The sequence below is a fragment of the Novosphingobium beihaiense genome (assembly GCF_022832375.1).
Classification (GTDB): domain Bacteria; phylum Pseudomonadota; class Alphaproteobacteria; order Sphingomonadales; family Sphingomonadaceae; genus Novosphingobium; species Novosphingobium beihaiensis.
This window is the reverse complement of the sequence record NZ_JALHLG010000007.1, coordinates 179,697-196,000: the sequence shown is the minus strand read 5'-3', so window position 1 is coordinate 196,000 and position 16,304 is coordinate 179,697. Positions and strand designations below refer to the sequence as shown.

Annotated in this window: 13 protein-coding genes; 7 read left to right on the top strand and 6 right to left on the bottom strand. The window is 65.3% G+C overall.

What is annotated here, in order from left to right; genetic code table 11:
• Positions 1–20: 20 nt before the first annotated feature.
• Positions 21–1,085 (top strand): LacI family DNA-binding transcriptional regulator, encoded by a 1,065-nt coding sequence (locus MTR66_RS07825; RefSeq protein ID WP_243919667.1) that lies wholly within the window; start codon positions 21–23, stop codon positions 1,083–1,085.
• Between the two features lie 93 nt (positions 1,086–1,178).
• Positions 1,179–1,847, top strand: coding sequence for a peptide-methionine (S)-S-oxide reductase MsrA (gene msrA / locus MTR66_RS07820; protein WP_243919440.1), 669 nt, complete (start codon positions 1,179–1,181; stop codon positions 1,845–1,847).
• A gap of 40 nt (positions 1,848–1,887) precedes the next feature.
• Here the strand turns inward: msrA and MTR66_RS07815 are convergent, their stop codons facing one another.
• The 5 genes from MTR66_RS07815 to MTR66_RS07795 all read right to left on the bottom strand — a co-directional run bounded on the left by MTR66_RS07815 (position 1,888) and on the right by MTR66_RS07795 (position 10,429).
• A complete protein-coding gene (locus tag MTR66_RS07815; protein WP_243919432.1) occupies positions 1,888–3,060 on the bottom strand; it encodes a BaiN/RdsA family NAD(P)/FAD-dependent oxidoreductase in 1,173 nt (390 codons plus the stop codon).
• Between the two features lie 58 nt (positions 3,061–3,118).
• On the bottom strand, positions 3,119–4,768 hold the full coding sequence (locus tag MTR66_RS07810) for an NAD(P)/FAD-dependent oxidoreductase (protein WP_243919431.1): 1,650 nt from the start codon (positions 4,766–4,768) through the stop codon (positions 3,119–3,121).
• 195 nt (positions 4,769–4,963) lie between these two features.
• Positions 4,964–6,754, bottom strand: coding sequence for an acyl-CoA dehydrogenase C-terminal domain-containing protein (locus MTR66_RS07805; protein ID WP_243919430.1), 1,791 nt, complete (start codon positions 6,752–6,754; stop codon positions 4,964–4,966).
• A gap of 217 nt (positions 6,755–6,971) precedes the next feature.
• Positions 6,972–9,296: a 3-hydroxyacyl-CoA dehydrogenase/enoyl-CoA hydratase family protein gene (locus MTR66_RS07800; protein WP_243919429.1), complete on the bottom strand. Its 2,325-nt coding sequence runs from the start codon at positions 9,294–9,296 to the stop codon at positions 6,972–6,974.
• Positions 9,293–10,429 carry a thiolase family protein gene (locus tag MTR66_RS07795; RefSeq protein WP_243919428.1) on the bottom strand — a complete coding sequence of 379 codons (1,137 nt, stop codon included), beginning with the start codon at positions 10,427–10,429 and terminating at the stop codon, positions 9,293–9,295. The genes MTR66_RS07800 and MTR66_RS07795 overlap by 4 nt, the downstream gene beginning before the upstream one ends.
• A gap of 209 nt (positions 10,430–10,638) precedes the next feature.
• On the opposite strand from MTR66_RS07795, the gene MTR66_RS07790 reads away from it, so the two are divergent.
• The 5 genes from MTR66_RS07790 to MTR66_RS07770 are packed head-to-tail and all read left to right on the top strand — an operon-like array spanning position 10,639 to position 15,430.
• Positions 10,639–11,073, top strand: a complete 435-nt coding sequence (locus tag MTR66_RS07790) for a DUF2147 domain-containing protein (RefSeq protein WP_243919427.1) — start codon at positions 10,639–10,641, stop codon at positions 11,071–11,073.
• A gap of 47 nt (positions 11,074–11,120) precedes the next feature.
• Positions 11,121–12,419: an OmpP1/FadL family transporter gene (locus tag MTR66_RS07785; RefSeq protein WP_243919426.1), complete on the top strand. Its 1,299-nt coding sequence runs from the start codon at positions 11,121–11,123 to the stop codon at positions 12,417–12,419.
• The gene (locus MTR66_RS07780) at positions 12,419–14,125 is read left to right on the top strand and encodes a long-chain-fatty-acid--CoA ligase (protein WP_243919424.1); all 1,707 of its coding nucleotides are present in this window, start codon (positions 12,419–12,421) and stop codon (positions 14,123–14,125) included. Before MTR66_RS07785 ends, MTR66_RS07780 begins: the two co-directional genes overlap by 1 nt.
• Complete coding sequence (locus MTR66_RS07775) at positions 14,122–14,550, top strand: MerR family transcriptional regulator (protein ID WP_243919422.1); 429 nt, start codon at positions 14,122–14,124, stop codon at positions 14,548–14,550. The genes MTR66_RS07780 and MTR66_RS07775 overlap by 4 nt, the downstream gene beginning before the upstream one ends.
• Positions 14,543–15,430, top strand: a complete 888-nt coding sequence (locus MTR66_RS07770) for an acyl-CoA thioesterase (RefSeq protein ID WP_243919421.1) — start codon at positions 14,543–14,545, stop codon at positions 15,428–15,430. The genes MTR66_RS07775 and MTR66_RS07770 overlap by 8 nt, the downstream gene beginning before the upstream one ends.
• Here MTR66_RS07770 and MTR66_RS07765 read toward each other — a convergent pair.
• The gene (locus MTR66_RS07765) at positions 15,419–16,303 is read right to left on the bottom strand and encodes a FecR family protein (RefSeq protein ID WP_243919420.1); all 885 of its coding nucleotides are present in this window, start codon (positions 16,301–16,303) and stop codon (positions 15,419–15,421) included. The two genes, MTR66_RS07770 and MTR66_RS07765, sit on opposite strands and share 12 nt — an antisense overlap.
• Position 16,304: the final 1 nt, after the last annotated feature.

Genomic DNA, 16,304 nt, shown 5'->3' with positions numbered 1-16,304 from the left:
TTAAGAAAAGCGAGATGGCAATGGGGCATGAAAACGGCGGGGGAAGCAACAACTCTTCGGGTGATTCCGGAGCCACTGGTCCTGTACGCACTCTTGCCGACCTTGCCCGGCTGGCCGGTGTATCCACCGGCACTGTGTCACGCGCACTGGCGGGCAAGTCGCTGGTCAATGCCGAAACGCGCGAGCGCATCCAGGCGCTGGCGCGCGAACATGGCTTCCGCCCCAACCAGATGGCCAGCAAGCTGCGCTCCAAGCGGACCGGCGTCATCGGCGTCGTCATTCCCCTGGGACACGAAAAGCGCCAGCACATTTCGGACCCGTTCTTCCTCACCCTGCTCGGCTGGCTGGCCGACGAGCTGACCGAGTCCGGTTACGACGTGATGCTCAGCCGCGCGATTCCGGACGGGACAAGCGACTGGCTGGAACGCATAACCGGTTCGGGCATGGTCGATGGCGTGCTGCTGATCGGCCAGTCCGACCAGTTCGAGGTTATCGAGGCGGTGGCCAGCCATTACCGGCCGCTGGTCGCTTGGGGCGCCTATCGCGAAGGGCAGGTCCATTGCGCCGTCGGCACCGACAATATCGCAGGCGGGCGCATCGCCGCCGAACACCTGATCGCCTCCGGCGCGCGCAGCCTTGCCTTCATGGGCGAAACCAAGGGCATCGAAATCAACGAACGCTGGCGCGGCGCGGAAGCTGCCGCGCAAGAAGCGGGCGTGCCGATCATGCGCATCCCGATCAGCCTGGCCAGCGACGACATGGCCCGGCAGATCGCGGAGGCAGCGCAAGCCGCCAACCGGGAGCTGGACGGCATCATCGCTGCGTCCGACCTGATCGCCATGAACGTCCTTCGCTGCCTGCACGAAAAGGGCCGGGCTGTGCCCGGGGATGTGCAGGTCATCGGATTTGACGATCTGCCTCTGGCTTCGATGACGATGCCCCCGCTCACCACCATCCGGCAGGAAATCGCCGGTGGTGCGAAAGCCATGGTCGAAAAACTCAAGGCGCTCCTCGAAGGCAATCCGGCCGAAAGCATGAAGATGGCCCCGCGGCTGGTAGTTCGCGGAACAACCAAGGGCGCCTGAAAAGGTCTTCCCCAACCGCGCCCTCGCGTGGCGGTGTAACTTTGGGCGGGTATCGGGCGTACCTGAAGGGGTAAGCAATCGGGAGAGCCTGCGATGCCGTTCCGCCCTATCTATCTTGTGGCCCCTTGTGCCGCCGCGCTGGTTGCCGCCGGCACCGTGCTCTATTCCGCCACGCCGCGCACTTCCGCCCCCTTCCCGGAACCACCGGCACGCCAGAGCGTCCCCAAGGGCAGCCAGGTCGCGGTTCTTGCCGGTGGCTGCTTCTGGGGCATGGAAGGCGTGTTCGAGCATGTGAAAGGCGTGAAGTCGGTGCTCACCGGCTATGCTGGCGGCACCAAGGCCGATGCGACGTACCGCAAGGTGTCCTCCGAAACCACGGGCCATGCCGAAGCGGTGCGGATCGTCTATGATCCGGCGAAAGTCAGCTATGGAACGCTGCTGAAGATCTACTTTTCCGTGGCGCACGATCCCACACAAGTAAACCGCCAGTTCCCCGATACCGGCCCCAGCTACCGCTCCGCCATTTTCCCGCAGAATGCCGCACAGCGCCGGATGGCCGCCGCCTATATCGCCGGGCTCAACAAGGCCCGTGTGTTCGGCAGGCCCATCGCCACCAAGCTGGAAACCGGGCGGTTCTATCCGGCGGAAACCTATCATCAGGACTTCATGCGGAAAAACCCCGGCAACAGCTACACCAACCGCTACGACAAGCCGAAGATAGCCGATCTCAGGAAGTCCTATCCGCAACTGTTCAAGAGCTGAAAACCGGGAACCAATTCCGTTCCGGATGAACGGAACAGGCCTAGAGAGCCAGACCGGCCGCGCGGGCGCTGGCCCAGGCCCACTGGAAGTTGTAGCCGCCCAGCCAGCCGGTCACGTCCACCGCCTCGCCAATGGCATAGAGGCCGGGCGCCTTGCGCGCTTCCATCGTCTTGGACGAGAGGCCGGAGGTATCGATGCCCCCGGCCGTCACTTCCGCCTTGGCGAAGCCTTCGGAGCCATCGGGCACGAACGGCCAGCGGGCCAGCTTCGCCTCGGCCGCCGCCAACGCCTTGTCCGGCAGGTTGCCGAGATCGCCGGTGAGGCCAAGCCGTTCGCACAGAGCCTCGGCCAGACGGTCCGGAAGACTTTCCGAGAGCACTTTGCGCAAGCCCGTTTTCGGCCTCTCGCGTTTCAGGGTCTTGAGCCAGCCTTCCTCGCGACCGGGCAGGAACTGCGTGGTGATCGTATCGCCGCGCTGCCAGTAGCTGGAAATCTGCAGGATCGCGGGGCCGGACAGCCCGCGATGGGTGAACAGCGCCGCCTCGCGGAACGCGGCCTTGCCGCACCGGACAATCACTTCGGTCGATACGCCCGACAGGTCGCGGAACAGCGCATCACCGGCAGGCAGCGTCAACGGCACCAGCGCCGGGCGGGGTTGCACAACCTTGAGGCCGAACTGGCGCGCCAGATCATAGGCAAAGCCGCTCGCGCCCATCTTTGGGATGGAAGGGCCGCCCGTCGCGATCACCAGCGCGGGTGCCTGCGCCGTGTGGTCCCCATAGGACACACGGTAGAGCCCGTCCGCATGGTCCACCGCGCGGATCGCCTCGCCGCATTGAAGGTCAACGCTGCCCCTCGCGCACTCGTCCAGCAGCATGGCGACGATCTGCTTCGCGCTCTCGTCGCAGAAGAGCTGGCCCAGCGTCTTTTCGTGCCAGGCGATGCCGTAGCTTTCCACCAGCGCGAGGAAATCGGCGGGCGTGTAGCGGCTGAGCGCCGACTTGGCGAAATGCGGATTTTGCGAGAGGTAACGGTCCGGCGCGGTGTGCAGGTTGGTGAAATTGCACCGCCCGCCGCCGGAGATGAGGATTTTCTTGCCCGGCCGGTCCGCATGATCGAGCAGCAATATGCGCTTGCCGCGCTGTCCGGCGGTGGCCGCACAGAACAACCCCGCCGCGCCTGCGCCGAGGACGATGGCGTCGTACTGGCTCATAGGTCGCGCCAGATGCCCTTCGACAAGCTCAGGGCGAGCGGGAGGGAAAAGCAGCTCCTCATTCCCCGCTCAGGCTGAGCTTGTCGAAGCCCGGGACCAGTTCCAGCGCCAGCGCCTCGGCCACGCGGATGCCATCGACGGCGGCGGAGAGGATACCGCCCGCATAACCCGCCCCCTCACCCGCCGGATAGAGCCCGCGCGTGTTGAGGCTCTGGCAATCGCGCCCGCGCGTGATGCGCACCGGAGAGGAGGTGCGCGTTTCCACCCCGGTCATCACCACGTCGGGATGGTCGTAGCCCGGCACCTGACGGCCGAACACGGGCAGCGCCTCGCGGATGGAATCGATCACGAAATCGGGCAGACACTGTTTCAGATCGGTCAGATGCACGCCGGGCTGATAGCTGGGCGTGACATCGCCAAATTCAGTGGAAGGCTTGCCCGCCAGAAAATCGCCCAGCTTCTGGCCCGGCGCCTTGTAGCTGGAGCCGCCCGCCTTGTAGGCCAGTTCCTCGAACTTGCGCTGGAACGCAATGCCCGCCAGCGGGTGGCCGGGATAGTCGCGCTCCGGATCGATATCGACCACCAGCCCCGAATTGGCGTTGAATTCCGCGCGCGAATACTGGCTCATGCCATTGGTGACGACGCGGCCTTCCTCACTGGTGGCGGCCACCACGCGCCCGCCCGGGCACATGCAGAACGAATAGACCACGCGGCCATTGCTGCACTTGTGGCTGATCGAATAGGCCGCCGCGCCGAGGATTGTGTTGCCCGCATTGGGGCCATAGCGCGCCTTGTCGATCCAGCTTTGCGGATGCTCGATCCGCACGCCGATGGCAAACGGCTTGGCCTCGATATGCACGCCCCGGTCGTAAAGCACCTGGAACGTATCGCGCGCCGAATGGCCGACCGCCATGATCACATGGCCGGCGGGCAGGAATTCGCCGGTGGACAAGTGCAGGCCCTTGAGGCGGCGGGTGCCGTCCGCGTCTTCTTCCACCTCGAAGTCCTCGACGCGGGTCTGGAAGCGGTATTCGCCGCCCAGTTTCTCGATCGTCTCGCGCATGGACATCACCATGGTGACGAGGCGAAACGTGCCGATATGCGGATGCGCTTCGGTGAGGATGTCCTCGGGCGCCCCCGCCTTCACGAATTCGGTCAGCACTTTGCGGCCAAGATGGCGCGAATCCTTGATGCGGCTGTAGAGCTTGCCGTCCGAGAACGTGCCCGCGCCGCCCTCGCCGAACTGCACATTGCTTTCGGGATCGAGCACCGAGCGGCGCCACAGGCCCCAGGTGTCCTTGGTGCGTTCGCGCACGGCCTTGCCGCGTTCGACGATGATCGGCCGAAACCCCATCTGCGCCAGCACCAGTGCAGCGAGCAGCCCGCAAGGCCCCGCGCCGATCACCACCGGACGCTCGCCGTCCCAGCCTTCCGGCGCGCAGGTGACGAACTTGTAGGCCGTATCGGGCGTGGGCCGCACGTGCGGATCATCGGCGAAGCGCGCGAGCACTTCGGCTTCATCGCGCACCGCGACGTCAAGCGAATAGACGAGCTTGATCGCCGTCTTGCGCCGCGCGTCATTGCCGCGCCGGGCCACCGTGAAGCGTTCGAGATCGCCCGGGGCGAGGCCCAGCCGCTCGCACAGCGCCCGTTCGAGATCGGCGGGCGTGTGGTCCAGAGGCAGGGCAAGGTCAGTCAGGCGAAGCATCGCGCGCCTTTAGCGGGGAAACGGGGTGGAAGCTATCGGATTGAAAGCTCCTTCCAATCCTCCCTGTCCCCGCAGGGGATGGGGAGGTGGCGCGCACGCAGTGCGTGACGGAGGGGTTTTCTCCCCCTCCACCACCCGCTTACGCGGGCGGTCCCCCTCCCCATCCCCCTGCGGGGGACAGGGAGGATTTGTCCCTCAGAACGCCTCCGCGTCCATTTCCATCATCGAGGCCTTGCCTGACTTGATCGCCAGGAACGCGGCGGTCGCCTGCGGCAGGATGCGGTCGAAGTAGAAGCGCGCGGTGGTGAGCTTGGCTTTGTAGAAAGCCGCTTCCTCCGTGCCCCCGGCCAGCTTGCCTTGCGCGATCAGGGCGGCCTTGGCGAAGCAGTAGCCCATCGCCACAAGGCCCGTCAGGCGCAAGTAATCGGTCGCGGCGGCGCCCGCTTCCTCGGGATCGGCCATGCCTTTCTGGGCAATGGTCGCGGTCGAAAGCTGGAGCGCGCCGAAGGCCTTTTCCAGCCCCTCGATCATCTTGCCGAGAGTTGCGTCTTCCTTGTGCGCCTCGATGAATTCGGAGACGGGGTGGAAGAACGCGCGCAGATAGCGGCCCATGTGCGCGGGCAGCTTGCGACCGACGAGGTCGAGCGCCTGAATGCCGTTGGTGCCTTCGTAGATCATCGCGATCCGCGCATCGCGCACATATTGCTCCACGCCGCTTTCGGCGATGTAGCCGTGGCCGCCGTAGCACTGCACCGCCAGATTGGCGCTTTCATAGCCAAGGTCGGTGAACAGCGCTTTCACCACCGGCGTCATCAGCGCGATGAAGTCGCTCGCGCGCTGCTTCACTTCGGGATCGGTGGAGTGCTTCTCCGCATCGAGCGCGCGGCTGACCCAGGCGCAGATCGCGCGGCAACCTTCGTTGTTGGCGCGCATGGTCATCAGCATCCGGCGCACATCGGGGTGGACGATGATCGGATCGGCCGGACCGTCCGGGTTCTTCACGCCCGAGAGCGAGCGGCCCTGCAGACGCTCCTTCGCGTACCACACGGCGGACTGATAGGCCGCCTCGCCCAGACCAAGGCCCTGCACGCCCACCGAGACGCGCTCGGTGTTCATCATCGTGAACATGGCCTCCATGCCCTTGTGCGCCGTACCGACCAGCCAGCCGGTCGATTCGTCGAAATTGAGCTGGCAGGTGGCCGAGGCCTTGATGCCCATCTTGTGCTCGATCGCGGCCACCGACACGCCATTGGCAGGGCCGGGCGTGCCGTCCTGCTTGGGCAGATACTTGGGAACGAGGAACAGGCTGATCCCCTTCACCCCTTCGGGCGCATCGGGCATCCGGGCAAGGACGAGGTGGACGATATTTTCGGTCAGATCCTGCTCACCGGCGGAGATGAAGATCTTGGCGCCGGAAATCTTGTAGGAGCCATCCTCCTGCGGCACCGCCTTGGTGCGCAGCAGGCCGAGATCGGTGCCGCAATGCGGCTCGGTAAGGCACATCGTGCCTGACCACTGGCCGGAGACCATCTTGGGCAGATAGAACTGCTTCAGCTCGTCGCTGGCATAGCCTTCGATCGCGGTGGTCGCGCCGTGGGTGAGGCCGGGATAGAGGCTGAACGAGACGTTCGCCGAGCAGATCATCTCCTCGGTCATCTTGTTCACCTGCTCGGGCAGGCCCTGCCCGCCCCATTCGGGATCGGAAGCCAGCGCACACCAGCCGCCTTCGCGGAACAGGTCATAGGCTTCCTTGAAGCCCTTGGGCGTGCGCACCACGCCGTTTTCGAGCGTGCAGCCCTCGATGTCGCCGCTGCGGTTCAAGGGCAGCAGCACTTCCTGCGCGACTTTGCCCGCTTCCTCCAGAATGGCATCGACGAGATCGGGCGTGAATTCCTCCAGCGCCTCCAGATTGCCGAAACCGTCATCCGTATGAAGCTCGTTGAGCACGAATTTCATGTCGCGCAAGGGTGCTTCGTAGACCTGCATTGTCACTCTCCTCAGGCGCATCTGGCGCCATGTCATTCCTCGGCAACCGCGTCCTCCCCGGCGAGGGGAGGGGGACCACCCGCAAGGTGGTGGAGGGGAATCACCGTCAAGCGCGGTGCTGCAGCCGGGAGTCCCCTCCGTCAGCCCTTCGGGCTGCCACCTCCCCGTATCGGGGAGGACTTTCACACGATGCGGTTGCCATCATGCTTTGCCTGCATCAATTCCGCAGCGGCTTGCCGGTTTCCAGCATGTGCTCGACCCGGGCGATGGAGCGCGGTTCGTGCACCAGCCGCATGAAAGTCTCGCGTTCCAGCTTCAGCAGTTCCTGCTCGGTCACAGTGTCCACCACATCGGCATCGCCACCGCTCAGCACCGCGGCCAGCGCATCGGAGACGACCATGTCGTAATCCGTCGCCATACCGCGCTTGTGGAAGCCCTCGGCCGCCATGCCCATCGCGGTGCGACCGCTGGGGCCGGGCAGTTTGAACTCGGGCGGTTCGGGCGGGGTGTAGCCTTCCACCAGCGAGAGCGCCTTCTGTTTGGCATCGTGGAGCAGGCGGTCACGGTTCATGGTGATGCCGTCCTCGGGCCGCAGGAACAGCATTTCCTTGGCCTGCGCCGCCGACTTGGAGACCGTGGCGGTCGAAACCGTCTCGAACACTTTGGCCACCGCCGGCATCGGTCCGCGCGGCATCCGGTTCGCCTTGCGGGCACGGTCGAGCATTTCGCCATTGCCGCCCCAGCCGGGGATCAGGCCGACGCCGCATTCGACAAGGCCGGTGTAAAGCTCGGCATGGGCCTGAATGGCATCGCTGTGCAGCAGGATTTCGCACCCGCCGCCCACGGCCAGCCCGGCGGGCGCGCTGACCACCGGGAACGGCGCGTACTTCAGGCCCTTGTAGGCCATCTGTCCGCCCGCCACGAGCTTCTCGATCTCGCCCCAGGCGGCGATGTTGAGGCCGAACAGCGCGAGGCCCAGATTGGCCCCGGCGGAAAAGCTGTCGGCATCGGTATAGACCACCAGCGCCTTGTACTGCGCGGCCACCATCGGGATGGCCTGCACGATCAGCTTCATCACGTCGCCATCGAGCGCGTTCATCTTGCCGGTGAACTCCAGGCAGACGACGCCGTCGCCCACGTCCCACAGCGCGGCGGAGGCGTTCTTGAGCAGCGGCTTCGACGCAAGCTTGATATCGGCAAGGCGCAGCACGCCTTCGGCGCGCACCACATCGTGGTATTCGCCGTCCAGGCCAAGGAACTGGCGCTTGCCGTTCTCGATGCGGTAGAACGTGCGCTCGCCCGCCACTTTCAGCATCTCGGGCACCGGCTGGCCTTCGGCTTCGAGCCGCTCGGCGAGATATTTCGCGCCCAGCTTGTCGATCATTTCGAAGGGCCCGGCGCTCCAGTTGTAGCCGAGCTTCATGGCATCATCGATGGCCACCACGTCCGCCGCCGCCGAAGGCACCAGCGCCGCGGCATAGGCCAGCGTGCCGCCCATGACCGCCCAGGCATAAGAGCCGATATCGCCCTTGCTTTCGGCCAAGGCCCTGAGATCGCCCTTGGCGGCAGGCCCGCGCGGACCCTGCGGCTTGATCGCCGCGTGATATTCGCCGGTGGCCAGATCGATGGCTTCCTTGCGGCGCCCCGCCTGCTTGTTGAGCCGGTAGAACCCGCCCTTGCCCTTGCGGCCGGTGTAGCCATCCGCGATCATCTTCTCGATCAGCGGCATGGTGCGGGCGATCGCGTGATAGGGATCGTCCTGGGGCAGCGTGGAGGTGAGGCTCGCCTGCAAATGCGGCATCAGATCGATGCCGACCAGATCGACAAGGCCGAAAATGCCGGTCTTGGGCACACCCATCGCCTTGCCCGCGATGGCATCGGCCAGCTCGACGCTCAGCCCCATGTCGAAGGCGGCGTTGATGCCAAGCTGGATCCAGTAGGTGCCGATACGGTTGGCGATGAAACCCGGGGTGTCCTTGGCATGGACCACCGTCTTGCCCATCGCGACGTCCGCGAACTGCTCCACTTTCGCGGCCACGCCTGCATCCGTGTCAGGCCCGGTGACGATCTCCAGCAGCCGCATGTAGCGCGGCGGGTTGAAGAAGTGGGTGATCAGAAAATCGCGCTTGAACGCCTCCGAACGCCCTTCGACGAGGTTCGCGAGCGGGATCGTCGAGGTGTTGGACGAAACCGCCGTGCCGTCGCGCTTTACCGCTTCCAGCTTGGCATAGAGGCCCTGCTTGATGTCGAGCCGTTCGATCACCGCCTCGATCACCCAGTCGCATTCGGCGACTTTATCGAGGTGATCCTCGATATTGCCGGTCTCGACCAGCTTGGCGGCACTCTTGCTCATGAACGGCGCGGGCTCGATCTTGAGCATTTTCGCGACCGCGCCTTCGGCAATGGCGTTGCGGTTCGTGCCGTCCTTCGGGACGATATCGAGCAGCACCACGGGCACTCCGGCATTGGCGACTTGGGCGGCGATCCCGGCACCCATGGTCCCGGCACCGATCACGCAGACTTTCTTGATGCTATCGCTCATTCCACCGCCTCCAGCACGGTGGCGATGCCCTGCCCGCCGCCGATGCACTGGCTGGCGAGCGCATATTTGCCGCCCTCGCGCTTGAGCAGCGAGGCCGCCTTGCCGACGATACGCGCGCCCGTCGCGCCGAGCGGGTGCCCCATGGCAATCGCGCCGCCATCGATGTTGGTCTTGGCCATATCGAGCCCCAGATCCCTGACGCAGGCAATGGCCTGCGAGGCAAAGGCCTCGTTCAGTTCCACCACGTCGAGATCGGCGGCGGTGATGCCCGCGCGTGCCAAGGCCTTCTGGCTGGAGAGGATCGGGCCTAGGCCCATCGTCTCGGGCGCGCAGCCGCTGATGCTCACCGCCTTGATGCGGGCGAGGATCGGCAGGTTGTTCTTGCGCGCATAGTCCTCGGTCGTGACCAGCACTGCGCTGGCGCCGTCCGTCAGCGGCGAGGAGGTGCCCGCCGTGACCGAACCGTTCGCATCGAACGCGGGCTTGAGACCGGCGAGATCCTCAGCGGTCGTGCCGGGGCGGATCGTGCCGTCCTCGCTCACCGTGCCGCCCTTGGTTTCGATCGGCACGATCTCGTCGGCGAACTTGCCCGCCTCGCGCGCAGCGGCGGCGCGGCTCTGGCTTTCGACCGCCAGCGCTTCCTGTTCGGCGCGGCTGATCTGATACTCGCTGGCGACGTTCTCGGCCGTTTCGCCCATGCTCATGTAGACACTGCTCTTCTTCGCGAGCTCCGGGTTCGGCATGGGATTGAAGCCCATCATCGGCACCCGGCTCATCGATTCCACGCCCGCGCAGATGAAGGCCTCTCCCGCGCCCACCGCGATCTGGCCCATGGCATAATGGATCGCGCTCATCGAAGAGCCGCAGAAGCGATTCACGGTCATCCCGCCCACCGAAATCGGCAGGTCCGCCAGCAGCCCGATCAGGCGGGCGACGTTGAGCCCCTGCTCCCCTTCCGGAAACGCGCAGCCGACGATCAGATCTTCCACTTCGGCGGGGTTCACGCCGGTCTTGCCGATCAGCCCGCGAATCACCTGTGCGGTCAGGTCATCGGGACGGACCCGCGCCAGCGCGCCTTTGTTGGCCAAGTGAAAGGGGGAGCGGGCGTAGCCCGCAATCACGACGCTTTGCATGCATTCTCTCCATCGGGGGACTCGGCGTAGCCATTCTAGCGCCGTATCGGCGCCCACCTCAATTCTTCCCTATAGGTGCAATTCTTTCCCTATACGTCAAGCAGATTTTGGGCTAGGCATCATGCATCAGCCCCGGACCGCCTCCTCTGACACGAGGTATTCGGCCCGGAAAAACAGGGGCATGACGAGAGAGGAATGAAAGGTCGCACATGACAGTGTTGAAACGCGCGGCCGTGGTACTTGTTGCCACTGCTGCCATCGGAAGCCCCGCTTTCGCTGCCAGTCCGGATACCGTTCTGGGCAAATGGCAGACACCCACCCGCCACGGCATCGTCGAAATCACCCGCTGCGGTGAATCGATCTGCGGCCGCCTGCTCAACTCCGACGGCATTCGCGCCGATGCGGACTTGCGCGACGTGAACAACAAGGACGAGTCCAAACGCAGCCGCAAGGTCAAGGGGCTGGCCATGCTCGGCGGGTTCGCGCGGCAGGACAGCAAGTGGTCGGGCGGCTGGGTCTACAACGCCGAGGACGGCGGCACCTACAAGGCCACGATCACCCCCACCGGCCCGGACAGCCTGAAACTCAAGGGCTGCATCGTCTGGCCCTTGTGCAAGACGCAGACCTGGACCCGGCTGCGGTGACGGCAGCGCATGGAAATATGAAAAACTGACTTTGGGAGTACCCTGAAATGAATAGTGTTACCGCCCGCATCCTGCTTTCGGGCTCGGCTTCGGCCCTGACTCTTGGCATGGCCGGTGCCGCGCATGCGCAGGCTTTTTATCTGCAGGAACAGTCCGTCCGCGCGCAGGGCCGCGCGTTCTCGGGCGAGGCTGCCGATACCGGCGTCGATTCGATCTGGTGGAACCCGGCCTCGATCGCCGGGATGGAAGGCGGTGAGGCCGCCGTGCACGCCAGCGCCATCCTGCCGCGCGGCAAAGTCTCCGATCAGGGCACCATCCTCGTCCGCCCGGGACAGGCCCCGGCGCCAGTCGGCGGCGATCCGGTGGAAAAGAACCCGATCAACAACGGCCTGCTGCCTTCGGGCGCGATTGCCTATGGCTTCGGTAAAGTGGCGCTGGGCCTGGCGGTGACCGCCCCCTATTCCTTCACCACCGATTATGCCGCCGACAGCTGGTCACGCTATTCGGCGGACAAGACCAAGCTGCGCACGTTCGACATCCAGCCCACCGTGGCGGTGGAACTGACGCCCGGCCTGAAACTGGGCGCCGCGCTCAACATCGAACATGCCGACGCCACGCTGAGCAATTACCTGCCCAACCTCTCTCCCCTGCTGGCGGACGGCCACCAGACGCTTTCGGGCAAGGGCTGGGATGTGGGCTGGTCGGCCGGCATGCAGTATCACACCGGCCCGTTCTCGCTCGGCCTCTCCTACAAGTCGAGCATCAAGCACAAGCTCAAGGGCACGGTGGAAACCACGGGCCTGCTGGGCCCGCTGGCCGGGCAGAACGGCACGATCAATACCCATGCGACTTATTCCACCCCGTGGATGGCAATCGGCAGCGTGCGCTACAAGGCCACCAACAAGCTGACGCTCAACGCGCAAGTCGTGCGCTATGGCTGGAGCGAGTTCGATTCGATTGATCTGGGCGATCCCCTCAATGTATCGATCCCGGAAAACTACAAGAACAGCTGGAGCTATGCGGTGGGTGCAGACTACGCCATCAGCCCGAAATGGACCGTGCGCGGCGGTGTGCAATATGCCGGAACGCCCACGCGCGACGGCAACCGCGATGCGCGCGTGCCGGATGCGGACCGCTGGAACTTCTCGGCGGGCACCAGCTATGCCGCCACCAGCCACATCACGCTTGATGCGGCGGCTTCCTACATCTCGTTCAAGGATGCCTCGATCGACCGGCCCACGGCGGCCTATGCCGGAACGCCGGTGCAGACGCCGGTTCTGGTCGACGGCTCGCTCACGGATGCTTACGCGATGGTCTTCTCGCTCGGCGCGCGGGTGACGTTCTGATGGGCGGCGCGGTGACGATCGGCGGTGGAAAACACCCGGCAACTTCCTCCTGCTCCTCCCAACTGCCGGAAGAGATGCCGCCGATCGCGCCGCGCCTGCTGACCGATCTGCTCGACCATGCCGTGGAATGCCACGGCGCCTGGCCCGCGATCGATTTCATGGGCCGCAAGTGGACTTATGCCGAAATCGGAGAACTGGTCCGCAAGGCCGCGCGCGGCCTTCAGGATCTGGGCGTAACCAAGGGCACCCGCGTCGGCCTGTGCCTGCCGAACACGCCTTATTACGTGGTCTGCTATTTCGCGATCCTGCGCATCGGCGCTGTCGTGGTGAACTTCAACCCGCTCTACACCGAGCGCGAAATGGCGCATCTGGTGGAGGATTCGGGCGCCGAAGTCCTGATCACCACCGATCTTGCGCTGTCCCTGCCGAAGATCGAACCGCTGGTGGGCAAGGATACGCTGCACCGCGTGATCGTGTGCCCCTTCGCCGATGCGCTGCCTTCGATGAAGCGGCGCGCCTTCCTCCTCTTCAAGCGGCGCGACATCGTCCACGAGCCGCATGACTTGCGCTATGTCCGCTTCGCCGATCTGATCGCGCGCGATGCCGATCCCGATCCGGTCATTCGCGATCCGCACGATCTGGCCGTGCTGCAATATACCGGCGGCACCACCGGCGTGCCCAAGGGCGCGATGCTCAGCCATGAGAATCTCGCCGCGAACTCGGCGCAGATGATCGCCCATGTCGGCCACATGCCCGATCATCAGGAACGCACATTAGGCGTGCTGCCGCTGTTCCACGTCTTCGCGCTGACGACAGTGCTGAACTATTCGGTCGATACCGCCGCCGAAATGATCCTGCTGCCGCGCTTCGAGATGAAGAGCTTCCTCGCCACCGCCAAGCGCACCAAACCCACGCAGTTCTTCGGCGTGCCCACGCTCTACACCGCGCTCAACAAGGAAGCGCTGCACGGCGAGTTCGACAGCGTGCGCGTGTGCATCTCGGGCGGCGCGCCGCTGCCATTGGAAGTGCGCAAGTCCTTCGAGGAGAAGACCGGCGTGAACGTGGTGGAAGGCTATGGCCTCTCCGAAGCCAGCCCGATCATCGCCTGCAATCCGCTGGACGGCGTGGTGAAGAACAATTCCTGCGGCCCGGCCTTCCCCGGCACTGCGCTGGAAATCCGCGATCCCGACGATCCCAACCACGTCTGCAAAACGGGCGAGAAAGGCGAAGTCTGCGCGCGCGGCCCGCAAGTCATGAAAGGCTACTGGAACCGGCCGGAAGCGTCAGAACGCACGTTCATCTACGGAGCGCTGCGCACCGGGGACATTGGCTATCTCGACGAAGACGGTTATCTCTTCCTGGTGGACAGGATCAAGGACATGATCCTGTGCGGGGGTTACAACGTCTATCCCAGGGTTATCGAGGAAGCGATCTACGAGCATCCTGCGGTGGCCGAAGCGGCGGTGATCGGCGTGCCCGATCCCTATCGCGGCCAGTCCCCCAAGGCATTCATCGTGCTGCACGAAGGGAACAGTCTGGATGAAGAGGCAATGATGGCCTTCCTGCGCGAACGGCTGAACAAGATCGAGATACCGGGCGCGATCGAATTCCGGACCAGCCTGCCCAAGACCATGGTCGGCAAACTCTCGAAAAAGGATCTCGCCGAAGAGGAAGCCGCACGCCGCGCTTCGGGCCAGACTGCATGAGCAGTAACGGCGCTCTTCCGGGTCACCCCGAGATGCTGGGCATCCAGGAAGCGGCCAGCCTGCTGGACGTAACCATGCGCACACTGCGCTTCTATGAAGACAAGGGCCTGATCGCGCCGCAGCGGGCAGGCACCACGCGCATCTATTCGCGGCGCGAGATCGGCCGGATGCAGCTGATCCTGCGCGGCAAGCGGCTGGGCTTCACCCTGCGCGAGATCAAGGAATTCCTCGATCTCTACGATGTCGATCCCGAACATGTCGAGCAGGTGCGCCAGCTCATCGGCAAAGTCGGCGAGCGCGTCGGCGAGTTGCGCAAGCAGAAGCGCGCGATCGAACAGACGCTGGGCGAATTGCTCTCCATCGAACAGCAGGCCCGCGACTGGCTGCAGGGCCCGCACGGCATGGGGAGCGAAGCGCATGACTGATCCCCTCCCCAGTGCGGTCGAGGAACTGCGCGGCCTGCTGACGATCGAGGAACTCGATACCGACCTCTATCGCGGCGCGCCGTCCGCCGAAGGGCCGGGCCGCGTGTTCGGCGGGCAAGTGGTGGCACAGGCGCTCGCCGCCGCTGCGCGCTCGATGGCCGAAGGCAAGCAGGCCCATTCGCTTCACGCCTATTTCCTGCGCGCGGGCGATACCACGCGGCCGATCGTCTACCGCGTGCTGCGCGATTTCGACGGGGGCAGCTTTGCCAACCGGCGCGTGGTGGCGATGCAGGGCGGGTTGCCGATCCTGAACCTTGCTGCCTCATTCCACCGGACGGAACAGGGCTTCGCCCATGCCGCGACGATGCCCGATGTGCTGCCGCCCGAAGCCTGCCTCGATCTTGCCAGCGCGCTCGAAGCATCGGGCCAGCCGATGCCGCCCGCCATGCTGGAACGCCTCGCCGCATTCGAAGTGCGCCCCGGGCCGCCCTCACCCTCGGGGGCTGACGGATCGGGCACGCCCAGCCAGTTCCTGTGGTTCCGCCTTGCCCGCCCGATGCAGGCGGACGAAACGATGGCGCGCGTGGTGCTGGCCTATGCCAGCGACTTCGCGCTCGTGACCACGGCCGTCCTGCCGCATCCGGTCAGTTTCTTTTCGCCGAAACTGCAAGTCGCCAGTCTGGATCATGCGGTGTGGTTCCACGCCGCGCCGCCGGTCGATGACTGGCTGCTCTATTTCATGGACAGCCCCTGGTCCGGCCATGCCCGCGGCTTCGCGCGCGGATCGATTTTCGACCGCGCTGGCACGCTGGTGGCCAGCGTGGCGCAGGAAGGGCTGTGCCGTTTCGTGGGAGCCGAAAAGGGCGCCTCAGCGGCCTGAGGTAATCTTCACGGAGCCATCGGCGCCCGGGGAAACGTCCAGACCGAAACCGGACTGAAGCGCCTCCAGGAACTTGTCCGATTCCGACAGGCCAAACCGCCCGCCCACGCGCAGCGAGGCGATCTTCGGGTCAGCGACCACGATGGGGGCAGCGCGGTAGCGGTTGAACTCGGCCACCGCCTCACCGATCGTCAGCCCGTCGAATTCCAGCATGCGGCCCTGCCAGGCGGTGCGCCGGGCAATCGTCCGGCTGTCCAGCGCTGAGGCCGCAATCGCGCCCGGTCTGATCCGCGCGCCATGGCCCGCCGCGACGCGGGCTTCCTGCCCGGTGCCGTCGCTCACCGACACGATCCCTTCGGTCACGGTCAGCTCAACGTCGTCCCGATGGCGGCGGATCGTGAACTGCGTGCCGACCGCGCGCGTCACCGTATCCCCGGCCTCGACATCGAACGGCCGCGCCTTGTCATGCGCGACGTCGAACGAAGCCTCGCCCCGCACCAGCCGCAGCAGGCGGCGGTTCTCGCTATAAGCGACCCGCACTTCCGAATCGGTGTTGATATGCAGGGTGCTGCCGTCCGCCAGCCGCACTTCGCGCACTTCGCCGCGCTGGGTGGAAAAGCTCTCCCCATCCGGGCTCAGCATGCGCGTGACCGGCACCAGCCCCGCCAGCGCCAGAGCCGCTACGCCGGACAGGATCACGCCCCGGCGCGAAACGCCCCGGGCCGTCTCCACCGGCACGATCACTTCGTCCGGCTCGTCGTCGTCCTCAGGCAGATCGAAGCCCAGCGCCTTCAGCCGCTCGGAATCCTTCCATGCGCTTTCCGCGCGCGCAAAAGCAACGGCGTGCGCCGGAGCCTGCGCCACCCACGCCATG

Coding starts and splice junctions, on each gene's coding strand:
- MTR66_RS07775 (WP_243919422.1), top strand. CDS start 14,122: ATGAGCAGTAACGGCGCTCTTCCGGGTCACCCCGAGATGCTGGGCATC.
- MTR66_RS07780 (WP_243919424.1), top strand. CDS start 12,419: ATGGGCGGCGCGGTGACGATCGGCGGTGGAAAACACCCGGCAACTTCC.
- MTR66_RS07810 (WP_243919431.1), bottom strand. CDS start 4,768: ATGCTTCGCCTGACTGACCTTGCCCTGCCTCTGGACCACACGCCCGCC.
- msrA (WP_243919440.1), top strand. CDS start 1,179: ATGCCGTTCCGCCCTATCTATCTTGTGGCCCCTTGTGCCGCCGCGCTG.
- MTR66_RS07800 (WP_243919429.1), bottom strand. CDS start 9,296: ATGAGCGATAGCATCAAGAAAGTCTGCGTGATCGGTGCCGGGACCATG.
- MTR66_RS07765 (WP_243919420.1), bottom strand. CDS start 16,303: ATGGCGTGGGTGGCGCAGGCTCCGGCGCACGCCGTTGCTTTTGCGCGC.
- MTR66_RS07815 (WP_243919432.1), bottom strand. CDS start 3,060: ATGAGCCAGTACGACGCCATCGTCCTCGGCGCAGGCGCGGCGGGGTTG.
- MTR66_RS07805 (WP_243919430.1), bottom strand. CDS start 6,754: ATGCAGGTCTACGAAGCACCCTTGCGCGACATGAAATTCGTGCTCAAC.
- MTR66_RS07795 (WP_243919428.1), bottom strand. CDS start 10,429: ATGCAAAGCGTCGTGATTGCGGGCTACGCCCGCTCCCCCTTTCACTTG.
- MTR66_RS07790 (WP_243919427.1), top strand. CDS start 10,639: ATGACAGTGTTGAAACGCGCGGCCGTGGTACTTGTTGCCACTGCTGCC.
- MTR66_RS07770 (WP_243919421.1), top strand. CDS start 14,543: ATGACTGATCCCCTCCCCAGTGCGGTCGAGGAACTGCGCGGCCTGCTG.
- MTR66_RS07785 (WP_243919426.1), top strand. CDS start 11,121: ATGAATAGTGTTACCGCCCGCATCCTGCTTTCGGGCTCGGCTTCGGCC.
- MTR66_RS07825 (WP_243919667.1), top strand. CDS start 21: ATGGGGCATGAAAACGGCGGGGGAAGCAACAACTCTTCGGGTGATTCC.